At 41.3% G+C, this 23,453-nt stretch carries 22 protein-coding genes; 19 read left to right on the top strand and 3 right to left on the bottom strand.

The window, feature by feature from the left end; translation table 11 throughout:
* Nucleotides 1-169: 169 nt before the first annotated feature.
* A complete protein-coding gene (locus BS1321_RS27435) occupies nucleotides 170-337 on the bottom strand; it encodes a hypothetical protein (RefSeq protein WP_155726516.1) in 168 nt (55 codons plus the stop codon).
* A gap of 72 nt (nucleotides 338-409) precedes the next feature.
* Nucleotides 410-2,476, bottom strand: coding sequence for a Na+/H+ antiporter (locus BS1321_RS08380; protein WP_063235430.1), 2,067 nt, complete (start codon nucleotides 2,474-2,476; stop codon nucleotides 410-412).
* 383 nt (nucleotides 2,477-2,859) lie between these two features.
* Here BS1321_RS08380 and BS1321_RS08375 point away from each other — a divergent pair, with 383 nt between their 5' ends.
* From BS1321_RS08375 to BS1321_RS08335, 9 genes are all read left to right on the top strand, one after another.
* Nucleotides 2,860-4,452: a spore germination protein gene (locus BS1321_RS08375; RefSeq protein ID WP_081113048.1), complete on the top strand. Its 1,593-nt coding sequence runs from the start codon at nucleotides 2,860-2,862 to the stop codon at nucleotides 4,450-4,452.
* Nucleotides 4,449-5,693: a Ger(x)C family spore germination protein gene (locus tag BS1321_RS08370; protein WP_081113049.1), complete on the top strand. Its 1,245-nt coding sequence runs from the start codon at nucleotides 4,449-4,451 to the stop codon at nucleotides 5,691-5,693. The genes BS1321_RS08375 and BS1321_RS08370 overlap by 4 nt, the downstream gene beginning before the upstream one ends.
* A gap of 14 nt (nucleotides 5,694-5,707) precedes the next feature.
* Entirely contained in the window at nucleotides 5,708-5,911 is a 204-nt protein-coding gene (locus BS1321_RS08365; protein WP_232522777.1) for a hypothetical protein, read from the top strand.
* A gap of 59 nt (nucleotides 5,912-5,970) precedes the next feature.
* Nucleotides 5,971-7,071, top strand: a complete 1,101-nt coding sequence (locus BS1321_RS08360; protein WP_063235389.1) for a GerAB/ArcD/ProY family transporter — start codon at nucleotides 5,971-5,973, stop codon at nucleotides 7,069-7,071.
* Nucleotides 7,072-7,260: 189 nt separating this feature from the next.
* Nucleotides 7,261-8,367, top strand: coding sequence for a GerAB/ArcD/ProY family transporter (locus BS1321_RS08355; protein ID WP_063235390.1), 1,107 nt, complete (start codon nucleotides 7,261-7,263; stop codon nucleotides 8,365-8,367).
* 509 nt (nucleotides 8,368-8,876) lie between these two features.
* A complete protein-coding gene (locus BS1321_RS08350) occupies nucleotides 8,877-9,614 on the top strand; it encodes an extracellular solute-binding protein (RefSeq protein WP_419555888.1) in 738 nt (245 codons plus the stop codon).
* A gap of 21 nt (nucleotides 9,615-9,635) precedes the next feature.
* Nucleotides 9,636-10,106 (top strand): COG4315 family predicted lipoprotein, encoded by a 471-nt coding sequence (locus BS1321_RS08345; RefSeq protein WP_063235391.1) that lies wholly within the window; start codon nucleotides 9,636-9,638, stop codon nucleotides 10,104-10,106.
* Between the two features lie 80 nt (nucleotides 10,107-10,186).
* Nucleotides 10,187-10,741, top strand: coding sequence for an RNA polymerase sigma factor (locus BS1321_RS08340; protein ID WP_063235432.1), 555 nt, complete (start codon nucleotides 10,187-10,189; stop codon nucleotides 10,739-10,741).
* Nucleotides 10,742-11,464: an anti-sigma factor gene (locus BS1321_RS08335; RefSeq protein WP_063235392.1), complete on the top strand. Its 723-nt coding sequence runs from the start codon at nucleotides 10,742-10,744 to the stop codon at nucleotides 11,462-11,464.
* A gap of 228 nt (nucleotides 11,465-11,692) precedes the next feature.
* Here BS1321_RS08335 and BS1321_RS08330 read toward each other — a convergent pair whose 3' ends face one another.
* Nucleotides 11,693-13,066 (bottom strand): sigma-54 interaction domain-containing protein, encoded by a 1,374-nt coding sequence (locus BS1321_RS08330; RefSeq protein WP_063235393.1) that lies wholly within the window; start codon nucleotides 13,064-13,066, stop codon nucleotides 11,693-11,695.
* Nucleotides 13,067-13,346: 280 nt separating this feature from the next.
* On the opposite strand from BS1321_RS08330, the gene BS1321_RS08325 reads away from it, so the two are divergent.
* The 10 genes from BS1321_RS08325 (at nucleotide 13,347) to BS1321_RS08285 (ending at nucleotide 23,439) form a co-directional block, all read left to right on the top strand.
* Nucleotides 13,347-14,366, top strand: coding sequence for an NAD(P)/FAD-dependent oxidoreductase (locus BS1321_RS08325; protein ID WP_063235394.1), 1,020 nt, complete (start codon nucleotides 13,347-13,349; stop codon nucleotides 14,364-14,366).
* 23 nt (nucleotides 14,367-14,389) lie between these two features.
* Nucleotides 14,390-14,638 (top strand): ferredoxin, encoded by a 249-nt coding sequence (locus BS1321_RS08320; protein WP_063235395.1) that lies wholly within the window; start codon nucleotides 14,390-14,392, stop codon nucleotides 14,636-14,638.
* Between the two features lie 76 nt (nucleotides 14,639-14,714).
* On the top strand, nucleotides 14,715-15,797 hold the full coding sequence (locus BS1321_RS08315; protein WP_063235396.1) for an aromatic ring-hydroxylating oxygenase subunit alpha: 1,083 nt from the start codon (nucleotides 14,715-14,717) through the stop codon (nucleotides 15,795-15,797).
* Entirely contained in the window at nucleotides 15,790-17,241 is a 1,452-nt protein-coding gene (locus BS1321_RS08310) for an aldehyde dehydrogenase family protein (protein WP_063235398.1), read from the top strand. Before BS1321_RS08315 ends, BS1321_RS08310 begins: the two co-directional genes overlap by 8 nt.
* A gap of 16 nt (nucleotides 17,242-17,257) precedes the next feature.
* Nucleotides 17,258-18,340 carry a tartrate dehydrogenase gene (locus BS1321_RS08305; protein ID WP_063235399.1) on the top strand — a complete coding sequence of 361 codons (1,083 nt, stop codon included), beginning with the start codon at nucleotides 17,258-17,260 and terminating at the stop codon, nucleotides 18,338-18,340.
* Nucleotides 18,341-18,437: 97 nt separating this feature from the next.
* On the top strand, nucleotides 18,438-18,575 hold the full coding sequence (locus BS1321_RS27430; RefSeq protein WP_155726517.1) for a hypothetical protein: 138 nt from the start codon (nucleotides 18,438-18,440) through the stop codon (nucleotides 18,573-18,575).
* Nucleotides 18,559-20,319, top strand: coding sequence for a CocE/NonD family hydrolase (locus BS1321_RS08300; RefSeq protein ID WP_063235400.1), 1,761 nt, complete (start codon nucleotides 18,559-18,561; stop codon nucleotides 20,317-20,319). The genes BS1321_RS27430 and BS1321_RS08300 overlap by 17 nt, the downstream gene beginning before the upstream one ends.
* Before the next feature lie 543 nt (nucleotides 20,320-20,862).
* Nucleotides 20,863-21,051: a DUF3311 domain-containing protein gene (locus tag BS1321_RS08295; RefSeq protein ID WP_063235401.1), complete on the top strand. Its 189-nt coding sequence runs from the start codon at nucleotides 20,863-20,865 to the stop codon at nucleotides 21,049-21,051.
* On the top strand, nucleotides 21,048-22,532 hold the full coding sequence (locus BS1321_RS08290; protein WP_063235403.1) for a sodium:solute symporter family protein: 1,485 nt from the start codon (nucleotides 21,048-21,050) through the stop codon (nucleotides 22,530-22,532). Before BS1321_RS08295 ends, BS1321_RS08290 begins: the two co-directional genes overlap by 4 nt.
* A 211-nt stretch (nucleotides 22,533-22,743) precedes the next feature.
* Nucleotides 22,744-23,439 carry a YjjG family noncanonical pyrimidine nucleotidase gene (locus BS1321_RS08285; RefSeq protein WP_063235433.1) on the top strand — a complete coding sequence of 232 codons (696 nt, stop codon included), beginning with the start codon at nucleotides 22,744-22,746 and terminating at the stop codon, nucleotides 23,437-23,439.
* Nucleotides 23,440-23,453: the final 14 nt, after the last annotated feature.

Genomic DNA, 23,453 nt, shown 5'->3' with positions numbered 1-23,453 from the left:
AGCTGTACCGTAAGAAAAAAATAAACCGACAGGAAAGACATTTTCATATACCCCGCCGGCTTTATGATACTTGTATCAACTGAGGTGGGTTCAATTGTAACAACTACTGCTTTTACAATAAAATGTGGAAGCTCTCTTTGAAGATAAAGCTGCAAAACGGTGATTTAACTTACCATTGTGACCAAACAAGAACCCCAAAAAGAATAATGGGGACAGATGCCATGAAGATTCCGTACCAACTTAAACTAAAATCTTCTGGATTTCCCATGAAAGCCCTTATACCTGCTCGATCTATAGCAGGTCTTTTCATTTCTTTTTTCCTGAGGTATTTCTCCATTTCTTTGACCCCCCTTTGGTTTTAAATAAAGAGACACCGCTCCCTGTTGTATCGGTGTCTCTTTATAATTTATCAATTTTGTATCATTAACATTTCATCATAGATTAAGTTTTGTCTAAGCTCAGTTGCCGTTTGCATGGATATTTGCTCATCTTCAACCATTAGCTGAATGATATCACGTTCGATTTGCATCGCATTCAACTGAAAATGACTCACCATCTCTTCAAAGCGATTTGCTTCTTTTTCACTTAATGTTCCGAATGGATTCAGATAACGATTATATCTTTTAATGACAAGCATGACTTCATGACGGTTTTCAGGTGTAGTTTGTTGTTTGATTAATGAAATAGCTTCCTTTGAAGCTTCTTTTTGTGCTTTACGGAACTCCCGGATCAGGTCCGCATTTCTAACGATGGATTCCTCTAATTTCGCTTCCCATTTCTTATCCCATTTGACATTGATCTTTTTCTTGAAAAGAATGGCCTGCAAATTGATCCAAGCCCTTTTCAGCGAAGATTTTTGCATATAATTTAAGGTTCTTGAAATATACACTTTATAAAGGTCTAAGGCTGTTTCAGAGATAGCCCCTTTTTCGGCTAATCCGGAAACGACCTCCAATTCCTTATTGGCCCCTAGCTCCACTAAATCGCGTATTGTCCGATTATCCGGTCTATTCGTTATTCCCCGTTCCAAATCTATCAGTTGTTCATTTAAATCTTCCATTACTTGATGGACAGCTTTCTGATTATCCATGGTTGCTTCTTTGCTCAGCTGATTGATCGTTTTATTTAAAACAATTTTATAAGCCTCCTCAGTGGTTAGGCGTTCATCTTTGAATTCAATCGGTGTCTTTACCAGTAATGGCAAGAGAACCGTAGCCAATGTGACGCTTAACAATATAACGCAAGCTGCGATAAACAAGACTGTATTACGCATCGGGAATAAAGTGTCATCCGGCATAAAATATGGTATGGATAAAGCTGTAGCTAATGTAATGGTTCCATGAATGCCGCTAACGGATGTCAGCAATGCAAATCGTGATCTTGAAACACTCTCCTCATCGGTGTCATTGCTATCTTCTGGGTGAACCCTGGACATAATGAATTGCTCTAATGGATTCACTCTGTTTTTCGTAAAAGTATCATGCAGAATGTATACCCAAATAAAACGGATCACCAATAATAAAAGAACAATCAAGACACTTATCCCAAAAAGATTACCCCTATTTAAGTTGGACTCAATTTCCTGATAAATACTCGGCAACATAAATCCTAACAAAGCAAATACAAGTCCATTCAAAACATAACCTAATACAGACCATGTATTAGTTGATACAATTTGCAATTTAGTTGTGGAACTCTGAAGGCGATCCCGCTCGATGCCATGAATTACACCTGCAGCAACCACTGCCAAGATTCCGGATACATGGAATTCTTCAGCTACCATATAGATGGCAAAAGGCGTAATTAGTTCAATAACAATAGACATGGAGATTTCTTCAAGTCCATGAACCCGTAAAAATAATCGTAATTTAACAATTAAATAGCCCAATAGGATACCTATAAAGATACCGCCTAAAGCTACAAATATAAAATTAAGCGAAGCATCTTTTATAGAAAATACTCCAGTTAAGGCAGCTGCCAGGGCAACTTTAAAAGCAACGATTCCAGCAGCATCATTGAAAAGTGATTCACCTTCCAGGATGGGCAACATATTTCCGGGCAATTTCAATCCTTTTGTAATCGATTGTACCGCTACGGCATCCGTAGGGGTAATTGTAGCTGCTAAAGCAAAAGCAACAGCCATCGGCATATCAGGTATTAACCAGTGAATGAAAAAACCTCCTGCAAAAACGGTCACAAATACTAACCCAAAGGCCAATAACAGAATAGGCTTACGCAATTCAAGCATTTCTTTACGGGACGTATTTTTTCCTTCTGTAAAGAGCAGCGGAGCAATGACACAGATCATAAATAATTCTGAATGAAAATCAAACGATAAGTGAAATGGTAATAATGAAAACACTGCTCCCATGGAAATCTGATATATCGGCAGTGGAATACGAGGCCATATTGCATTTAATATTGTAGCGATAATTGTGGAAACCAATAATCCGAGCAATGTGATTAAGAATGACATAGAATCTCCCTTATCTTCTAATGTTTTAGTCTGATTGCCCATGAAACTTCTATGAAAAAGATAAAAAAGCAGAGGTATTTTAAAGCGAATATACATCCTTTAAAAAGTATCCCCTACTTTATGGCCTTGCATATCTTGGTCAAAATCCATACTTAAACAGAGACGATATTTTCGACTAATCTGTAGCCTCGGTTTTTGTTATACCCCTTAGTTATTAATTACAAACAGGATATCACAAAGGTTTACGATTTATTCAATATCAACTTATAACGTAGCTTTTCAATTCTGCTAAATATAAGTTCATGCTGGACTCAGGATTTTCTGTATAAAATACCCTTAATGAAGAAACATAGAAAAATGGAGTTAGAGCGACCTGCAAAAAAATGGGGGTAACCGGCTTGATTCGTAATGTGGGCAAATTGTTAAGAAAAACGAAAGAAAAAAAATCCTTGATACAAAATGATTACCAAGATTCTAAGCCTGCAGATGCACTGGATGTGAGCTTCAGTCAAAATGTAGAAACACTTCGTTCTGTTTATGATAATTGCTCGGATGTCATGTTCCGTTCGTTCTTACTTTTCGGAAAGACGCGGGCGATGCTCATTTACATTGCGGGACTCTCAGACATCGAGGCGATAGAGCAATATGTGCTATCTCCACTCATGCAAGAGTCATCAAAAGAACCACAACCATTAAATGAGTTTATTGAACATAAAATGCCCGTTCCTAAAGTGGTAAAAGTGAATATGTTGGCGGATTGCATTGAATCGATTTCCTCTGGAAACCCGATCCTTCTATATGAAGGGGAAAGCGATGGGTTTTCTCTAGGATTGTCCAAATGGGAAAAGCGAGCGATTGAAGAACCTGTGGCAGAGGGGGGAGTTAGGGGGTCACGAGAGGGATTTATTGAATCTCTAGAAGTAAATACATCCCAATTGCGACGTATTATCAAAAGTCCTGCCCTTAAAATACAATCGATGAAGATTGGTACTCTTACCAGGACGAATGTTTCAATTGCTTATATTGATGGACTTGCGGATAAAACACTGATTGAAGAGATTACAACTCGGTTGGAACGAATTAAAATAGACGGAATTTTAGAAAGCGAGTACATCGAGGAAATGATCGAGGACAATCCGTTTTCACCATTCCCTCAGATCATGTCGACAGAACGGCCGGATGTAGCCTGTGCCAGCTTGCTGGAGGGACGAGCTGTCATTCTTGTAGAAGGAACCCCTTTTACTTTAATTGCACCAATATCCTTCTTTTCTTTGATTCAATCACAAGAGGATTATGCTCAACGTTTTATGGCAGGCACTTTTATCCGTTGGTTACGATATTTCTTTATGGGATTATCCCTTTTGCTTCCGTCACTTTATGTTGCTATTTTAACGTTCCATCATGAGGCGGTCCCAACCGCACTCCTGCTAAGCGTAGCAGCATCCCGGGAATCGGTCCCTTTTCCTGCAATAGTAGAGGCATTGGCTATGGAAATTACGTTTGAAGCACTAAGAGAGGCAGGGGTTCGATTGCCGAAGCAGGTAGGTTCTGCCGTCAGCATTGTTGGAGCGCTAGTGATTGGTCAAGCTTCCGTACAAGCGGGTTTAGTTTCAGCGCCTATGGTCATCGTGGTTGCGATTACGGGAATCGCTTCTTTTATGATGCCTCGTTATATTGCCGGAATTACTTTCCGGATGCTTCGTTTTCCAATGATGCTGCTTGCCGGTACCTTAGGACTGCTTGGCATCATGATGGGGATCATCGCCATAGTCATTCACTTATGCAGCTTGCGTTCTTTTGGCGTTCCATACTTAGCGCCACTGGCACCGTTAAAAGGTAAAGAGCTGAAAGATGTGCTGTGGAGAGCTCCTTGGTGGATGATGGATACACGCCCGCGTCTCACAGGGGATTCTAATGTATACCGTCAAGCCCCGGAACAGAGACCAAATCCAAAAAGGGGGAGTGAAACGGAGTGAATAATAGCTGGATGCGAACAAGGAAATTGGTGAAAGTAAAGAGGCGTCATTTAATGAAATGTGTCCTTCTTTTGCTCGGTATTTGTGGAGCGACCCCTTTTCTAAGCGGTTGTTGGGACCGAACAGAAATCACTGATTTGGCGATTGTCACAGCAGCCGCCATCGATAAGAAGGGCAATAATCAAATTGAATTATCCATCCAAGTCTTTATTCCAAGTTCAATAAGTAGTGGAGGCGGTCAAGGAGGGACCAGTCAAGAAGGGGGTGGGGTTACGACATTGGTTAGACATGAAATAGGCTCCAATATTTCAGATGCATTGTCTAAGCTTCAAAGCAAGCTTCCGCGAAAAGTATTTTGGGGACATTGTAAAGTATTTGTATTCGGTGAAAAGTTAGCGAAGGAAGGAATTCAAGAGCAGCTGGATTTTTTGCTGCGCCATCCGCAGCCAAGAGAGAAAGCAAATGTGTATGTCAGCAAAGGGAAAGCGAAGCCCATCCTTGAATCTTTGCCACCTCTAGAAAACTATTCAGGGGAAGTGCTTAGAGAACTATCTGATTTACATATTGGGATGCTGGTCACACTACAGGATTTAGATGAAATGTTAACGGGTAAACCTCAAGCTGCCGCACTTCCAGTCGTTAAAATTTTACCACCCGCGAAAGGGCAAAAGAAATTACAGGGAATTCCTTACATTGTCGGGACAGCCGTATTAAAAAAAGATAAGATGACCGGGACGATGACGGAAAAAGAAACAAGAGGGCTATTGTGGTTAAGAGATGAAATTGAATCATACACCGTGACCTTTCAACCCAAAGGTGTGAAAGGGGAGATTTCTTTAAATCCAGTGACGGCCCAAGTCAAGAAGATTCCGCTAATCCGAAATAACAAATGGAAAATTATGGTTAAGGTAAATACGGAAGGTGCTGTTATACAAAATGGAACGAATTTGGACCTTTCAAGTCCAAAATCTCTAAAAGCTGCAGAACAGGCATATCAAAAAGATATAAAAAAACGCCTCGAGATGGCTTTTCTGCATACTCAGCAGAAGAAAGCGGACATTTTAGGGTTAGGTAAAGATTTCTATCGGAAATATCCTAAACAGTTTAATCAAATCGAAAGCCACTGGGATGAGATATTCGCGGAAATGGAAGTGGAAATCGATGTTGCGGCCCATATTCGAAGACAGGGCTATATAAACAAACCGGCGGGTTTGTCTGAGAATGAGGTGAAGGACAAGTGAGATGGGGGGCTTTTTTGTGTACAGCAGTGATCGTATTTCTAATCATTTTGTATGAATGGCCGAAAATGAAAAAAAATCCTAAAAAAGATAAAGTGGCATTTCTTACACTGCTCCTCACTGGCTTGGCACTGTCCATGTTCAATCTCCCAGAGATGTCAGGACCCACTGAATGGATTCAAACTCTTTTCAGGCCGTTTGGAGAGTATATGGAAAAGTGAATCTTTCAGTAGGTTGCGTGATTTCAATTTTCGATATTATCACAGAAAGGAGAAAGATGATGGAGAAAGGGAAGATTTCATCTCTGCAGATGGCATTCATGATGTATCCGACGATTGTGGCAACGGCTATTCTCGGGGTTCCAAGCATCACAGCAAAATATGCCAAAAGTGATTTATGGCTTTCTCCCATTTTTGCTGCGCTCATAGGGTTTCTGACGGTGTATATCGCTTATAAACTGCACCAACTTTATCCAAAACAAACGGTTATCCAATTCACTGAAAAGATCATTGGTCGGATTCCGGGGAAAATTCTCGGTTTCTTACTCTTGTTTTTTTATATCGAGAACACGGGGCTGATCGTTAGAGGCTACGCAGAATTTGTTGTCGGCTCTTTTCTGGTACGTACCCCGATTATTGTGATCATGGCATCGATGGTGCTTCTGTGTGCGTTCATCGTACGCGGGGGAATAGAGGTGCTGGGGAGAGCTGCTGAATTGTTTGTACCTGTTTTTATTTTTCCAATCTGTATCTTAATCATCTTGCTGATCCCTGATCTCGAATTTAAGAATATATTCCCGATGTTAGGGGATGGTATAATGCCCCCAATCAAGGGAGCGATTGTACCGGGAGGGTGGTTCAGCGAGTTTTTTCTGATCATTTTTCTTCTTCCTTTTTTGGCGGATATGAAAAAAGGGATGAAATCCGGGATGATGACTGTGTTTGCCGTGATGATAACGTTAATTGTGGTGAATCTTTTGGTTCTTTTTATACTCGGGTCAACAACAGCCTCAAAGAATTATCCCTTGATAAATGTATCTCGATACATCAGTTCGGCCGACTTTTTTGAACATGTGGAGTCCGTTGTCATGGCGGTATGGATAGTAGGGGCATTTGTGAAAATTTCCGTATTTTATTATGCATCTGTTTTAGGTACAGCGCAGTGGCTGAATCTCTCCGACTATCGTCCTGTTGTATGGCCGATAGGGATTTTGATTGTCATATTCAGTTTTTGGTCGTTGCCTAGTACTATCGATGTCAGTCGTAATGATACCAACGTATTCCCTTTACAAGGAATTTTGATGCAAACGATTATTCCTCTGTTATTGTTGGTGATTGCTGTTGTAAGGAAAAGAAGTCATAAAGGAACCGAAACCAGCTGACTGGGCATTTTTTATGCTAAATATCCTATCGAAAAGGTGCTATCTATGTTCGTACTCGCGCAGAGGGCAGGACCAACTGAATGGATTGCATCTCTTTTTTTAGCCATTTGAAGAGTTTATGAAGGAGTAAATCTATCAGTGGGCTACGTGATTTCAAATTTACATACTATCACAGAAAGGAGGAAGATGATGGAGAAAGGTAAAATTTCATCTCTACAGATGGCATTCATGATGTATCCAACGATTGTGGCAACGGCTGTTCTCGGTGTTCCGAGCATCACAGCGAAATATGCAAAAAATGATTTATGGCTGTCCCCCATTTTGGCGTCTCTCATCGGGTATGCGACGGTGTATATCACTTATAAACTGCATCAACTCTATCCGAAACAAACAGTTATCCAATTCAGTGAACAGATCATCGGTCGGATTCCGGGGAAAATTCTCGGTTTTTTATTCTTGTTTTTTTATATCCCGATCACAGGGCAAATCCTAAGAAGTTACGGAGAATTTATTGTCGACTCTTTTCTGGTCGAAACCCCGATTAGCGTGATCATGGCATCGATGGTACTCCTCTGTGCCTTTATCGTACGCGGAGGGATAGAGGTGTTGGGGAGAGCTGCCCAATTGTTGGTTCCTGTTTTTATCCTTCCAATCCTCCTTTTAATTGTCTTACTGGGTCCTGATCTTGAATTTAAGAACATATTACCGATATTGGGAAATGGAATTATGCCTCCAATCAAGGGTTCGATTGTACCGGGTGGATGGTTCAGCGAGTTTTTTCTGATGATTTTTCTCCTCCCTTTTTTAACCGATATGAAAAAAGGGATGAAATCCGGGATGATGTCTGTTTTTGCCGTGATGATGACGTTAATTGTGGTGAATCTTATGGTTCTTTTTGTACTCGGGTCAACAACAGCCACAAAGATTTATCCCGTGATGAATGTATCTCGGTACATCAGTTTGGCCGACTTTTTTGAACATTTGGAGTCCGCCATCATGGCCGTATGGATAGTAGGAGCGTTTGTCAAAATTTCTGTGTTTTATTATGTGGCTGCTTTAGGTACCGCGCAGTGGCTGAATCTCTCTGACTATCGTCCTGTTGTATGGCCGATAGGGATTTTGATTGTAGAATTCAGCTTTTGGTCGTATCCTAGCTCTATGGCTGTCAGTCGATATGATATCATCGCCTTCCCATTTCATGGAATTTTGATGCAAACGATTATTCCTCTGTTATTGTTGGTGATTGCTGTGATTGGGAAAAGAAAAAGACAGAGAAAGGGAAGCAATTCAAGCTAACCTTTTCTGTCATTGCTTTGATTTAAGAGACTTGAAAAAGTATGGGCATGAAAGCAGGTAAAAGGAGTTCTATTTTAATTTTAAAACAAAGGTGATTGGAACGGAAGGTACGAGACTCCTGCGGGAAAACGCGTCCAAGGGATACCCAGCGGTCGTAAAGGCGCCGAGGGCGGACTGCCCACGGAAAGCGAGTGCCTGAAGTGAACGCAACGTTCAATTTATACACATCCTCAAAAAACAGTAGACAAACTCAATTATTATCGAGTTTGTCTACTGTCTGCAACCATTCCGTTTTCGAATGGTTTTTTTGTTGAGGGAAAAAAGAGAATAGCTGAAGATCATAAGGTTTATTTGGCAGAAGGATATTTGGGATTAAGCTTTAAAAAAATAATTAACAATTTTTTTCAAACCGTTTCGGGATTTGTTCCGTTATCTATAGTACAAAGGCTTTTTAGGAGGGAGAGAAGAAAGACTTGAAAAAGGTCATTTTTGTTGGGTGGATATCATTGATGTTAGTCTTGTTAGGATTTTCACCAGAAATGGGTTCGAATCGGGGGCAAGCTGTCAACGATGTCTTAAAAGTATATGGACCAGGTGGGCCTCTTGGACCTATCAAGGAAGTAGCCGAGGAATTTACCAAAGAAACGGGAATAAAAGTTGAGGTAACAGCGGGACCCGAAGAAAAATGGATTGATCAAGCCAAACAGGATGCCGATATCATTTACGGAGGTTCCGAGTATATGCTAACTGATTTTATGCATGATCATCCAGGTATCATTAATGAAAAGAGCCGTACTGAATTGTATTCGCGGGCAGCTGGAATTCTGGTTAGAAAAGGAAACCCAAAGAATATACAGTCTTTGGAGGATTTAACGAAGAAGGGTGTAAAGATTGTGGATGTTAATGGAGCAGGGCAACTGGGGCTTTGGGAAGATTTGGCGGGAAGAAAAGGATTGATTCCTGGAATTAGCAGGAATATTGACATTTCAGTGAAATCCAGTGCAGAAGCTATCGATCTATGGAAGGCAAATTCTAAATTAGACGCCTGGATTACCTATGAATCCTGGCATTACCGTCTGTCGGATGTGACCGACCTGGTTCAACTCCCTGAAGAAGACAAGCTCTATAGAGGAACCCCGGTAAGCATAACAAGTAAGAGTGAAAACAAGAAAAAGGCAAAACAATTCATTGATTATCTAAAAACGGAAGAATCCCATCAAGTGTTTCAAAAATGGGGTTGGAAGTAAATTGACGAGGAGTGAGAGTATATGAAAAAGTGGATGGTTTTTTCGGTTATCATGATGGTACTAGTATTGGCGGCTTGTGGAAATGAAGCGAAGGATTCACCGGAAAAGGATCAAGTTGTTAGTGGTACTGCCGATGAAAAAGCAGTAACCCTAAAATTATTGGAAAGTGAAAAAACAGGCGAATACTTGGCTGATTCTAAAGGAATGACGCTTTATTTTTTCAAAAACGATAAATCCGGAAGAAGCAATTGTGCGGATGATTGTTTGGAAAAGTGGCCGCCGTTCATGGAAGGGGATTTTGCTGTCCCAAAAGGATTTGAAGAAAAAGACTTTGGAACCATTCAAAGGGAAGATACAGGGGAAGAGCAGGTAACGTACAAAGGATTTCCACTCTACTATTTTGCGAATGATAAGTCAGCGGGAGATGTCAATGGCGAAGGTGTGAAAAATGTTTGGTATATTGTAAATAACAAAACAGTTTTTCCAAAATAAGAAAAAAGGGACGACCACTGATGGTGGTCGTTCCTGTTATACGTTTTTTCCAAATTTACTGTGAGGAGTTGCAGGTGCGATTGAAAGAAAAACTTGATAAGGAATTGATGGCATTAGTAATGAAAAAACATCGTCCTGCTCTGGAAGAACTTTATGACCGGCATATTAAATTAATCTATGGTTTTATTTTTAAGTTCACAAATGGAAATGCCGAAAAAACTAAAGAGATTGTGCAGTTGGTCTTTTTAAAGCTCTGGACCACAAAAAGCAGTTACAATTCCGAAAAGGGGCACTTTGTAAGCTGGCTTTTGACCGTTACACGTAATGTGTGTGTGGATTATGTCCGTAAAGACAGCGTTCATATTCGGAATAACAAACACATGGACATGAGTCATCCCATTGACATAGAAGATCCTAATAATGATATAGAAAATGGGCTATTACACAGTGAAATTGCCAATGCAAAAAGTAAGTTAAGCAAGCCGCAAAAAAGATTGATTGATTTACTGTATTGGAAAGGGTACTCGTTAACGGAAATTGCCAAAATTGAAAATGAACCGATTGGTACCATCAAGAGCAGACTTCATCAGTCGCTTAAATTGTTGAAAAAGCATTTGGAAGTAGGTGGTTTGTAAATGAATACAGAGTGCGCTAACCTGCTTTCATTTTTATCGGGTGAATTGGGAGAAAAAGAAAAAAAAGCATTCGCGGAACACTTAGTTCAATGCTCTGAATGCACTAGGGAGTATGAACAAATGACGGAAGCCTGGAATTCATTGAAATGGGATTTCGAAGAAATAGAACCTTCTTCTTCCCTGAAATCAGAGGTTATGAATTTCGTTTTTGAGACTGATGATGAAGTTCCGGTGAGAAAGGAAAAGAATTGGAGTATTTATTTCTTTAGGCAGTTTACACCAGTAACTTCAGGTCTCTTGCTTGCCGTTCTGGTTTTGGTGTTTGTGCTGTTATATTCCAATATTCAACTAAAAAAAGAACTTGCAGCTATCAATCTGCCAATGGAGGTTAAGACGGCTCTATCTCTGCAGCCTGCCGATAAAACGGCTGTAAATAAGAATACGGACGGAGCTGCATACATTTTGCAGCAAGGTGAAGAAAGAAGGTTAATCGTGCAGATCCAGAATTTGCCTAGCCTTCAAGAGTCCGAGGTGTATCAGGTGTGGTTGCTGAAAGATGGAAAACGGACAAATGCAGGAACTTTCAAGCCTGATGAAGCCGGCACGGGGTCATTGACATACAAACTGTCAATTAAAGATAAATTCAATCAAATTGGCATCACAAGAGAACCAGATTCTAATAGTACAAAACCGAGAGGCGAAAAAATAGTAGGATCTTCATAAAAATAAGAGACTTGCCCGCAAAGGGGAAGTCTCTTATTTTCTGTTCGTACCTCAATTTAATAGCTAAGTGATTTAAACAAGAAGAAGTCGGGATTTACAATGGAACTCATATGAATTATAAGTGTTTACCATTCACTATCGATCACTAGCAACGGATAACCAGCATGTTTCGGTTGGGGGCAAATGGACCTGTTTAAGGTTAGACAAACATTGTCATTTTCATGGTACCTATTTATTCATTAAATCCTCACAGTACTCCCGGATCAATGCTGAGGCTTTCGTTTGGCTGATAGAGAGATCCTTCGCGACTTTTCTTGATGACTTGTATGTTTGGTAAGATTTCCTGATCAATATCCGTTTCGTTTCATCAAGTGCTTTATCGAGAGAAGTGGGGAGATCGATCTGTGTCATCTGTTCAACGTTCTCGGTTATCATTTCAGGCAAGTCGGACATTAGGATAACGGAGTCACTTATTAAGACCAACCTTTCAATCAAGTTTTCGAGCTGGCGCACATTGCCTGGCCATGAATAATGAATTAATAGGTTCAAGCACTCTTCAGAAATGACTTTATTTTCATGATATCTATCATTGAACTTATTTAAAAAATTGTACGTAAGGGGAATGATGTCTTCTTTACGTTCTCGCAATGGAGGCAATTGAATATCAATCACATTCAAACGGTAAAATAAATCTTCACGGAATTTTTTATCATTAACCATTTCGATCAAGTTCTGGTTTGTTGCAGCGATGATGCGGATGTCGACTTTTTTCATTTCATTGCCGCCGACGGGTATGAATTGTTTATCCTGGATTACTTGGAGAAGCTTCGCCTGCAGAGCGAGCGGTATTTCCCCAATTTCATCAAGAAAGACAGTGCCACCATCTGCGGATTCAATCAATCCAAGTTTTCCAGCTTTGTTCGCACCCGTGAATGCACCTTTTGAATAGCCGAATAATTCGGATTCGAGCAGCTCTTCCGGAATGGCAGCACAGTTGATTGTCAGGAAAGGTTTGCTTTTCCGTTTACTGATCCGGTGGATGAAATGGGCAAGCACTCCTTTTCCGGTTCCAGATTCCCCCTGAATCAAAATAGTCGAATCGGTCGGCGCCACTTTTTCACAAAAAGTGAGGATGCGGTTGATTTTACCGCTATTAGTAATGAATCTCCCCGTTTCATCTTCGTCATGAGTGATTTTTGACTCGCCACTTGCTTCATTTGCTTTTAACATTTTATACGTTTGTGTTTCTGTGGATGTAGTGACGACCAGTTCAATTTCCCCCGCATCATTTAAAATTGGAATCGCTGATGTCATCAATTCAGCCCCAATATACGTTTGTTGTTTAATGTAGCAAGGCTTTTTCCTTTTAAATACTTCAGGCACGATGGAGGGCGTCCAGTACCCTTTTTCAAATAAGTCCTCATTATATTTGCCAATGACATCAGTAGGTTTCAACCCATAATGTCGCTCACATGCCTTGTTGACGTAAAGAATCCGCTTTTCGCCGTCAAGGACGAAAATCTCATCTGAGGAATGATCAAGAATTTTTAATAGAGTTTGGAGCGTCATCTCGACACTTTCAGTTGAATCCGTACTTTTCATAATGTAATCCTCTCTTTTTAAAAGGGAATGAGTGAATTCTGAATAAGGTTTCATAAATATCGAGTTAATTATAACTCGATATGATAGCGTTTTCATAGTTAATTCTAAATATTTTGTTTATTAAGGCTGTTTCCCGAGGTTGGCATGCAGATTGCATTATATAAAATTATCAATTGGTGAAATTTACGATTGGCTATGCATGAATTGACATCTGAGCATAGCAGAATTCTAGTAAATGGAATTATCTTATCTCACGGAAGACATCTAGGGGGGAATGAGTTTGGAAGAAAAGTATAAAGTCTCTGACATCACTATTATCGGTGGAGGGCCGGTTGGATTGTTCACCGCTTTTTATGCGGGGATGCGCCAAGCTTCAGTGAAAATCATTGAAAGTCTCCCTCAATTGGGAGGGCAGCTGTCTGCTTTGTACCCTGAAAAATACATTTATGATATTGCAGGTTTCCCGAAAATCCAGGCCCAAGAGCTCATCGATCGATTAATGGAACAAATGGGTCAATTCAAAACGGATATTTGTCTTAATCAATCTGTAGAGACCATTGTTCGTACTGCGGACGGGATGTTTGCCATTACGACATCCGGTGGAACACATTATACGAGAGCGATAATCATCACTGCTGGAAACGGGGCATTCCAGCCTCGGAAACTAAAAATCGAAGGCGAAGAAAGATTTGAAAATGCCAACCTTCATTATTTCGTCCAGAATATGAATCAATTCGCTGATAAGAAAGTGGTTGTGTTCGGTGGCGGTGACTCAGCGGTCGACTGGTCGCTAATGCTTGAACCGATAGCGGAAAAAGTGACACTCATTCACCGCAGGGATAAATTTCGTGCCCATGAACACAGTGTAGAGCGTTTGAAACAATCCAATGTGGAGGTCTTGACTCCTTATCTCCCAGCCGGACTGATCGGAGATGAAAAGATAGAAAAAGTGATTGTGACGGATGCGAAGAGTGGAAAAACGCTTGAATTGGAAGTCGATGACGTTCTCGTCAATTATGGATTCGTATCATCAATAGGGCCAATAAAGGATTGGGGTCTTGAAATTGAAAACAATTCCATCGTTGTCAATTCTAAAATGGAAACGAATATCAAAGGCATATACGCAGCAGGAGATATTTGCACGTACGAAGGTAAGGTGAAGCTGATTGCTAGCGGGTTCGGTGAAGCGCCAACAGCAGTGAGTAATGCAAAAGTTCATATCGACCCAAGTGCGAAAGTTCAGCCGCTGCACAGCACGAGCACAATGGGAGGAAAAGAGAAAAGCACAACGTCCGTTTAATAATGTAAAAGGGGGGAAACCACATGGCTACATACACAATAGTTGATCAGGAGACATGTATCGCTTGCGGGGCATGTGGAGCGACTGCACCGGAAATTTTCGATTATGACGATGAAGGAATCGCTTTTTCAATCCTGGATGCCAACACAGGAATAACTGAAGTATCCGAAGATCTGGAGGAGGACTTGGAGGATGCTTTTGATGGTTGTCCGACAGATTCGATTAAGTTGGCGACGGAACCTTTCGCCAATATACCAGTGACAGCCGGTTGAAGCGGAAGGTCGGATCAATTTCTTTATATCTAGTATGGCAGAAATGCTTGTAATCATTTTTTAGGGGGAAATAATGATGGCTTATAACAAAGTGGAAAATGTTACAAATCGTACATTTGAAAGAACATTGACATATGACAAATACACGGATCCGAAAGTTCTCGAAAAGGAAATCGATCTAGTATTCTCTAAATCTTGGCAGCTTGTGGGTCATGTCAGCCAATTGGAAAAAGTGGGATCATTCTTTACGACAGAAGTAGCCAATGAGCCGATCATAGTGAACCGCGGCCAGGATGAGGTGATCCGCGCTTTTTATAACGTTTGTCCGCATCGTGCTACTAAGCTTGAAAAAAGTGAATCAGGCAAGAAGAAAATTTTACAATGCAGTTATCATGGTTGGACGTTCAAATTGGATGGGAAATTGAACAAAGCGCCGAATTTTAAAGGAGAAGATGAAGCCTGTGTACAAGATGCCTGTTTACGTTCCGTTCGCATGGAAATCTTGGAATCTTTAATTTTTGTAAACTTGGATGATAATGCGAAACCTCTTAGCGAATCCTACGGCGATTTCTTTGACCGTTTAAGTAAATACCCGTTTTTAAGCGAGTTAAAAAGAACAAGCCAAAAAACGAGGGTGATTAAGGCAAACTGGAAAGCGTTCATAGATAACTATTTAGAATGTGACCATTGTCATGTAGCACATCCAAGCTTTGTTGCAGCACTAGATATGGATGATTACCAAATCATTACTTGCGATAACTATTCACTGCAAGGTTCGATCGTTAAACCGGATAAAAATTACGGAACGGTCGATTTAAATCAGGCGGAAATGCAGGGTGGATCCTTTTTCTGGCTGTGGCCTAACTTGATGTTGACCATTTATCCAGGTCCCGGAAATATGGCAACCATTCAAATGGTTCCGATTGATCACGAAACGACTTTGGCTGTTTACACATATTATTTCCGCGATGAGAATTTGACTCAGGAAGAGAAAGATCTTGTTACGTTTGCCGAACAAGTCCGACAGGAAGATGTGGAACTTGTAGAGCTGGAACAAATAGGTTTCCGCTCCCGTGCCTTTAACAAAGGTAGATATTCCTCTTCGGAAAAAGCAATTGTTCAATTTCATGAAATGGTATTGGAGGCCCTAAATGAGTAAATTAGCGAATCAATTGAAATCAATGAAACAATATCTGATGATCAATGGTGAAAAAGTCAAAACGGTAAGCTATGCTCCGCTATATTCCCCTTATTCCGGGGAAGAAATCGCCCAAATTGCCATGGCGGATAAAGAGCTGACCGAAAAGGCGATTGCAGCCGCCTACAATGCACGCGAAGTCATGGCAAAAATGCCAGCTTATCAAAGGGCGGATATATTGGAGAGGGCTGTCGCGTTATTAATGGAGAATGCGGAAGAAGCGGCGGAAATCATATCCCGTGAATCAGCCAAACCGATCATGTTCGCAAAAGCGGAAGTTGGAAGGACCATCGAAACGTATAAGTTCTCGGCTGAAGAAGCTAAAAGGATTCACGGTGAAACGATTCCTTTTGATGCAGCCATAGGCGGGGTTGGCCGAATTGGTTACACGTTAAGAGAGCCGATCGGGGTAATTGGTGCCATCACCCCGTTTAACTTCCCAATGAACTTAGTGGCGCATAAAGTCGGACCGGCAATAGCTGCAGGGAACACCATTGTGTTGAAGCCAGCTTCGCAAACTCCGCTTTCCGCACTTTTCATAGCAGAAATCTTTGAAAAAGCGGGTTTGCCGGCTGGCGTACTTAATGTAGTGACGGGTCCGGGCAGCACGGTTGGAGAAGCGATTGTAGAAAACGATCGGGTAAGCATGATCACATTCACAGGCAGCCCAAGCGTAGGAATCGGCATCCGCAACAAAGCGGGTCTGAAAAAGACCACCCTTGAACTTGGCTCGAACTCGGCTTTAATCATTGATAAAGATATAGATATCGATCAAATTATCGATCGTTGCATCATGGGTGCCTTCTCCAATCAGGGGCAAGTCTGTATTTCATTGCAACGTGTATATGCACATGAAGAAGTGTATGAAGAGTTTGTCGAAAAATTCACTGCAGCGGCCAAAAAACTTAGAATTGGCGATCCATTGGATCCGGATACGTATATTTCCTCCCTAATCTCCAAAGGGGAAGCGGCCCGTGTATTGGGCTGGATTGAGGAAACTAAAGGGAGTAAGGCAACGATCGCTGCAGGGGGGAAATTGCAAGGTGACATTCTTGAACCGACAATCATTACAGATGCGGATCATACGCTAAAAGTTTCATGTCAGGAAGCATTTGCTCCGGTTGTCATTGTAAATAAAGTGGGTTCAGTGAACGAAGCGATTGATCAAGTGAATGATTCCCGCTTTGGCTTGCAGGCCGGGATATACACAAACAATGTGAAAAACGCATTGTACGCTTCACGGGAATTGCATGTAGGCGGTGTGATCATAAATGATGTGCCGACCTATCGTGTCGACCAAATGCCATACGGCGGAGTAAAAGAAAGCGGCACTGGTCGTGAAGGCATTAAATACGCTGTGGAAGAAATGACCGAAATGAAATTGGTCGTTTGGAACCAAGACTGAAATCGAGGAGATAATTATGAAACAATTCAAAATTGCCGTCATCGCAGGAGATGGCATTGGCCCTGAAGTGATTAATGAAGGCATAAAAGTATTAAAAAAAGTGGCTGAACTGGATTCAGGTTTTCAATTGGATTTCACATACTTCCCATGGGGCTGCGAATTTTATGCCGAAAATGGTAGAATGATGGATGATGATGGGATCGATAAGCTGAAAGCGTTTGACGCGATTTATTTGGGAGCTGTCGGATTTCCGGGCGTTCCAGACCATATTTCACTATGGGAGCTATTATTGAAAATCCGTAAAAGTTTTGATCAGTATGTCAATATCCGGCCCGTGACATTATTAAAAGGGGCTCACTTGCCTCTCGTTGATGTGAAACGTGAAGATATTGATATGCTGTTCATCCGCGAAAACAGTGAAGGTGAATATTCAGGCGCAGGAGATTGGCTGTTTAAAGGGCAGGAACATGAAGTTGTTCTGCAAAACGGTGTGTTTTCCCGTAAAGGGACGGAAAGGATCATCCGTTATGCTTTTGAAACCGCGAAAAAAGAAGGCAGATCGCTCACGAGCATTTCTAAAGCCAACGCCCTGAATTATTCGATGGTTTTCTGGGATCAGGTATTCGAAGAGGTCAGCAGGGAATATCCTGAAGTCGAAACGGCTTCATATCTTGTCGACGCAGCGGCAATGCTGATGATCAAAGACCCGAAGCGCTTTGAAGTCGTTGTCACTTCGAACCTGTTCGGTGATATTTTAACAGACTTAGGGGCTGCGCTTGCTGGAGGAATCGGCCTTGCTGCCGGTGCCAATATTAATCCTGAAAGGGAATTTCCATCGATGTTCGAACCAATTCATGGCTCAGCTCCTGACATTGCCGGCAAAGGTATCGGAAATCCGCTTGCTTCCATTTGGTCAGCAAGCCAAATGCTCGACTTTTTTGGCTATGAATCACATGGTAAGATTGTTCTTGATGCGATGGAGCAACTGTTGCTGGAAGCCCGGGTGCTCACGCCCGATATGAATGGCACGGCATCCACTTCCGAAGTGGGGGACCGGGTAACGGATATCATCGAGTCAATCATTTTATCCAAGGTCTGACGTGAATTGATAAAGGATCGTTCATTATGATTGAATGGTCATCTGAATGCATCCAAGTATTAAGCCAATCGTTTATACAAAAAGAAGAGGCCAAGGCTTGGAAAGAAAAGCACTTGGTCTCTTTGTTTTTACGAGCAAGGAACACGGAATGGGGAAGGGGATCATTAATAAACAGTCAATAGTAACTCTAATCAATGGTATAGCGAAGAGGAGCGGTCATGATGAAAAAAGTTGAAATAGTTGTCGAAAAAAATGTGCCATGCACTATGAGGGACGGCACCGTACTTTATGCGGATGTATACAGACCTAATTTGACTGGGCATTTTCCGGTGTTATTGACCAGGCTTCCGTACAGTAAGGACTTACCGCTTTACTCCCATCGTTATTTGGACACAAATCGTCTTGTTGAAAATGGATTCGTTGTCATCATTCAGGATGTGAGAGGACGCTTTCAGTCAGAAGGAGAATTCCAGCCATTCAGCCAGGAAGCAGATGATGGATACGACACAGTGGAATGGGCGGCTTCACTCTCGTATTCCACGGGGAAAGTGGGCATGTTTGGCCTATCCTATTATGGATACACGCAACTGCTTGCAGCAGAAAAAAAACCTCCACACTTAATCGCCATTTTTCCAGCAATGACGCTGAATGACCAAAGAAATGGAACGGTTTATCGTAATGGGGCTTTTGCTCTCGGCCTTTTTGAAACGTGGACATTGGAATCGATTGTACCTGATTTGCTGAAGCGGAAGTATGAAAAAAATAAGGAAATGACTTCAGCATTTCGAAAGCTTGCTGACTCCCTCAACAATATTGAGGAATCGTATGCATATGCACCTATTAATGATTGGCCGCCATTAAAGGTTCTGGACGAAGATAACTTTTTCTTTGAACATTTGAATCACCCAATCGAAGACGAAACTTATTGGCAGAATTCAAGTATTACTGAGAAATTTGATAGGATACAGCTGCCTGCTTTTCATTTGGGCGGTTGGTATGATTGTTTTATCGGCCCTACTCTCGAAAATTACGTGGAAATGAACAAAGTGAATGGCCAATTAAGCAAAACTCAAAAACTAATTGTTGGACCATGGAGCCATGGCCTTTTTTCCTCGGTCCAGGGTGAACGCTCTTTTGGAGTGCACGCGTCTGGGGATTGGATTAACCTTGAAGAAGATATTACCACCCTTCATATTCGCTGGTTTAATCACTGGCTGAAAGGCATCGATAATGGGATTGTGAAGGAACCGCCCGTGAAAATATTTGTAATGGGGACTAATGTATGGCGTGATGAAATGGAATGGCCGCTTGAACGGACTGAATATACGAGTTATTATTTGCACAGTAAGGGAAAAGCGAATACGAAAACAGGTGATGGGCGCTTAAGCAGGGAGGAGCAGGAGGGTGAAAAGACGGATTCATATATATATGATCCCCAAAACCCTGTACCGACAAAGGGTGGAGCTACACTTTTTTCCGGCCCACTTACAATGGGGCCATATGATCAGAGCGAAATCGAAAAGCGGAACGACGTGCTCGTTTATACTTCAGATCCATTGAAAGAAGCACTTGAAGTAACAGGTCCGGTTAAAGTGAAGTTGTTTGCATCAACTGACGCAGCGGACACTGATTTTACTGCAAAGCTTGTGAATAAATCACCGGATGGCACAGCGATTATTTTAACCGAGGGAATCGTCAACGCAAAATACCGGAACGGCCATCGAGCTGAAAAAGAACTGAATGGGGAAATCGTTGAATACGAAATTAACTTGTGGGCTACAAGCAATGTCTTTCTTCCGGGGCATCGAATCTTGCTTGAAATTTCATCAAGTAGTTTTCCGCAATATGCCCCCAATCCGAATACAGGGAAATCAATGATTGAAAGCAGTGAAACAAAAACGGCCAGACAAACGATTTATCATAGCAGGGAATTTCCTTCTCACATTCTATTGCCAATCATTCCTACAAGTGAAAAATGATTGAGGAGACTACCTTATGTTTGGTTTTTAGCATTGTCACCTGTTTTATGAGTTAAAAACAGTTCAGGTGAGGTGATTAAAACTCAAGAAACAGATGCTCAATAATAAAAAAACAAAATTGTAAGGTTAATAAAAGCCTTGGGAGATTTAAATCACTAGTATTAATAGGGTTAAAGGGTGAATGGTTATGACTAAAAGACATTGGCATAACTCTTGCAAATAATAAAATGAAGGGGGGATAAGTTCATCCATTATTATAGATTCCAGGCATAAGGAAATGACCGAACAGATGAGGCATAATTTTGTCCTTATGTTATATGTAAGACCAGGAAAAGGTGATTACACTGGAATCTTATCTGCAACCTTAATTAGAGAGAAATTGATAATAGTAGTTTGAAAATTTGTAATATTTTTTCTTTTTGAGGTTAGTAGTGAAGCTACTGCCAGTGTGAAGGTGGTTAAGGAACAAGATTTGCATAACCCATTTTTAAGCGCCTTCACAGGCCGTTTCATTAACAGATTTATTAAGAGGGGGACTTCAATTTGAAGAAAATCATTGTGCTGCTCAGCGTCATACCCGCAATTGGCTCATTATCTGTGGTTAACCGTGTGGAGCCATATATATTCGGTTTGCCATTCATTATCTTTTGGTCCACAGCCTGGCTTATTTTGACATCCATCTGCCTTTATATTAGCAGTGTGATCTGTGATAGAAAGGAGGAGAATAAATGAACAGTTCCATATTAATCATCACCATAACTCTTGCTTTGGCTTTTTACTTAGGTATCCGCGCAAAAAAGGGGCGCGAAATGAAGCTTGACCAGTGGGCAGTCGGGGGGAGGAACTTCGGTTCTTTAATCATGTTCGTTCTGATGGCAGGAGAGATGTTTTCGACTTTTGTGTTTCTTGGAGCCAGCGGAGCGGCATACCGTATGGGTGGTCCCACTATCTATATATTTTGCGCTCTTACTTACATCGTTCCTTTCTGGATTTTACCTCCAATTTGGCGCTATGCGAAAAAACATAATGTGCTGACGCAATCTGACTTTTTCACAAAAAAGTATAATAGTAAGTCATTGGGACTTCTGGTTGCTGTTATTGGAGTCCTATCAATGATTCCCTATATCGTATTACAATTAAAAGGCTTTCAGATCATTGTTTCCGAAGCATCATATGGATTGATTCCCCCAACGGTTGCCGTTTGGATTGGAATGCTCTGCGTAACTGTTTTTGTATATGTGTCAGGTATTCACGGTTCTGCGTGGACGGCAGTATTGAAAGATATCCTCATTCTTATCGTAATTGTGTTTTTGGGCATTTATTTGCCAATACATTACTTCGGTGGAATACAACCAATGTTCGAAACTCTAGAAGCAACAAAACCGGGATTCTTATTGCTTCCGGATGAAGGGTTGAGCATCTCTTGGTATGTTTCCCTTTGCCTGACCATCGCATTGGGCCAATATATGTGGCCGCATTGCTTTGGAGCGAGTTTATCTTCCCAAAACGAATCAGCTCTCAGGAAAAACTCTGCCATTTTACCTCTGTATCAAATCATTCTGGTTTTCATTCTTTTTATCGGTTTTACGGCGGTTTTGCAGATACCGAATTTACAAGGCGGAGATACGGACCTTGCCTTATTTAAAATCGCGAAAGATGCTTTCCCGCCCTGGATTGTTGGCGTTGTCGGAGCAGCAGGCATGCTTGCAGCCCTTGTACCATGTTCGATGTTAATCTTGACAGCAGCCACGATTTTATCAAAGAATATTTACAAAGCTGTTAAGCCTGACACATCGAATGAACAGCTTGCCAAACTAACCCGTATATTTGTTCCAATCGTATCATTAGTCTCCTTAATCTTTACATTCTATGGAGGTAATACGATGATTGCGTTACTGACCATGGCTTACAGTTTTGTCCTGCAACTTTTCCCTCCTTTAGTATTCAGCTTGCTACAGAGAAATCCGGTAAGTAAAGCGGGGGCCTCTGCAGGGATGATCTTAGGGGTGGTGTTGGTCGCTTACTTTACGCTGGCCGAGGCAACAATGGCCACTTTATTCCCAAATGCACCACATTTCATACAGGATCTTGATATAGGAATCGTCGCTATTACCTTTAACCTTATCGTCATGCTGGCTGTCAGTGCTTTTACAAGAAAGAACCAACAAACGATACTGGAAGAAGAACCGGTTAAACGAATAATCACTTCTTGATTAAAGGAAGGGGGGATGTTAGAAACCGTCCTATTAGTCTTTTCCTTCTATGACTATCGATAAAGAACCATGCAAAAAAGGATAGCCTTTGAAGCTATCCTTTTTGTAGTTCTCCAAGTTTGCAGTATATCTTTACCATGAAATCTACTTTAAGTAATACGTAATGAAAGGAGATATGTTAAGTTGGACTAAAATGATTATGGAGGCAGCGATGAAATACGAGATTATCTTATTTGATGTTGATGATACATTGCTAGACTTTGGAATATCGGAAAAAAAGGCACTGCATGAAGCTTTCTTAGAGTTCGGTTTGCCCAGAGGGGCAGTGGATTATACGGGATGCTATCAAGAAATCAGTGAGGTATTATGGAGAGAATTGGAACAGGGGCTTATTGATTTAACAAATCTGGGAGTGGAAAGGTTCAAGCGGTTGTTCCAGAAGCATGGGCTTGATATTGATGCGGATTCATTCAGCCGTGCGTACCTAGAACATTTGGGAAAGGAAATACATCTTGTGCCCGGGGCTTTAGAGGTTTGCGAGAAGCTTGGAGGATGCCGACTGGCCATTATAACAAATGGCTTCACGACAGTGCAGACAGCAAGAATCGGTGGGTCACCCCTTTGCAATACCTTTGAAACTTTGATAGTTTCCCAAGAGGCTGGGTTTCAGAAGCCTGATAGAGGGATTTTTGATTATGCATTTTCCAAGTTAAAGATTACAGATAAATCGAAAGCGTTGATAGTGGGTGACTCCTTGACATCAGATATACAGGGCGGCTTGAATTATGGAATGGATACATGCTGGTACAATCCCCATCAAAAGGATAATAATCTGGGAATCAAGCCCACCTATGAAATCCGGACGCTGACTGATCTTTTGAAGATTGTAGGAAGTAAGGAAGTTTAGAGAGGTATATGCGT

The sequence above is a fragment of the Peribacillus simplex NBRC 15720 = DSM 1321 genome (genome assembly GCF_002243645.1).
GTDB lineage: Bacteria > Bacillota > Bacilli > Bacillales > DSM-1321 > Peribacillus > Peribacillus simplex.
The sequence above is the reverse complement of the archived record's forward strand: the minus strand, read 5'-3'. Positions and strand labels throughout refer to the sequence as shown.